Source organism: Mesorhizobium sp. M7A.F.Ca.CA.002.04.1.1 (assembly GCF_004022805.1).
GTDB lineage: Bacteria > Pseudomonadota > Alphaproteobacteria > Rhizobiales > Rhizobiaceae > Mesorhizobium > Mesorhizobium ciceri.
The window spans coordinates 1-1,619 of record NZ_RZPL01000983.1; the positions used below are offsets into that span (position 1 = coordinate 1).

Genomic DNA, 1,619 nt, shown 5'->3' on the forward strand with positions numbered 1-1,619 from the left:
CATTTAGGTCGGGCGGCACGATACCGGCGGAAGCTTCTTCCTCGGCCACGCAGGGGATATCGGGAAATGCGGCACGCAGTCCGGCGAGAATGATCTTTTCGCTCTCGCGGTCCGCCTCGGTCACCGGCGAGGCGTCGGACTTGCGGTCAACCGCACAGCCGGCGTGGAACACGCGCATCACCTCGCGCCCGGCCGACAAGGCCAGGCGCTCGAAGATTTCAAGCATCAGCCTGTCGTCAGATGCCGCCGCCGCTATCGTATTGGTCTTCGGCAATGTCGCGCTCGTTCAGCCAGTGTTCCAGGGCGTCGACCATCTCTTCGGCCGATTTGCCGAGTGTCTGCAGATGGATCTCCGGGGTTTCCGGCGCTTCATAAGGGGAATCGACGCCGGTGAAATTCTTGATCTCGCCATTCAGCGCGCGCGCATAGAGGCCCTTCGGATCACGCCTGGCGCATTCCTCGAAGGGCGTATCGACGAACACCTCGACGAATTCTCCGTCGGCCATCAATTCACGTGCCATGCGCCGTTCGGCGCTGAACGGCGAAATGAACGAAACAATGACGATCAACCCGGCATCGGCCATCAAACGCGCCACCTCGGCGACGCGGCGGATGTTCTCGACGCGATCGGCATCGGTAAAGCCAAGATCGCGATTGAGACCGTGACGGACGTTGTCGCCGTCGAGGATATAAGTATGACGGCCGGTGGCGAACAGCTTCTTTTCGAACAGGTTGGCGATGGTCGACTTGCCGGATCCCGACAGCCCGGTGAACCAGAACACGGCGGGCCGCTGGTTCTTCATGTCGGCGCGCACGCGCTTGCCGACATCGAGCGACTGCCAATGGATGTTTTCGGCACGACGCAGCGAGTGCAGGATCATGCCGGCGCCGACCGTGGCGTTGGAGATGCGGTCGATCAGGATGAAGGCGCCGGTTGTGCGGTTTTCGGCGAAGGGATCAAAGGCGATCGGCGTCCGCGTCGAGATGTTGCAGATGCCGACTTCGTTCATTTCGAGCGACTTGGCCGCTTCATGGGCAAAGTCGTTGACGTTGATCCGGTATTTCAGATCGGTGACGGTGGCGCTGGTCTGGTCGGTCTCGGTGCGCAGGATGTAGGAGCGGCCCGGCAGCAGCGCATGCTCGTCGAACCAGACGATGTTGGCGGCGAACTGGTCGGCGACCTGCGGCCGTGCGGCAGGCGAAACCAGCATGTTGCCGCGCGAGATTTCGACTTCGTCGTCGAGGACGAGCGTGACGGCCTGTCCGGCAGCCGCCTGGGCGAGATCGCCGCCATACGAGACGATCCGCTTGACGCGCGAGGATTTGCCCGACTTGGCGACAACGACCTCGTCGCCGGGCGCAACCGAGCCGGAAGCGACCGTGCCGGCAAAGCCGCGAAAGTCGAGATTGGGACGATTGACATACTGGACCGGGAAACGGAACGGCAGTTCGACCATCGCTTGGTCGACCGACACGGTTTCGAGATGCTCGATCAGCGTTGGGCCGGAATACCATTCCATGCTTTCCGACCGACGGCTGACATTATCGCCATAACGGGCCGACATCGGGATCGGCACAATGGTCTGGAAGCCGAGATCGCGCGAGAATTGCCCGTAGTC

General features: G+C 62.0%; 2 protein-coding genes. Both read right to left on the minus strand.

The features are described from left to right. Nucleotides 1-226, minus strand: a 226-nt coding sequence (locus tag ENZ75_RS31250) for an inositol monophosphatase family protein (RefSeq protein WP_281059183.1), incomplete at its 3' end; no start/stop codon positions are given. Nucleotides 227-236: 10 nt separating this feature from the next. Beyond that, on the minus strand, nt 237-1,619 hold a 1,383-nt coding region (cysC, locus tag ENZ75_RS31255; RefSeq protein WP_128278600.1), incomplete at its 5' end, for an adenylyl-sulfate kinase.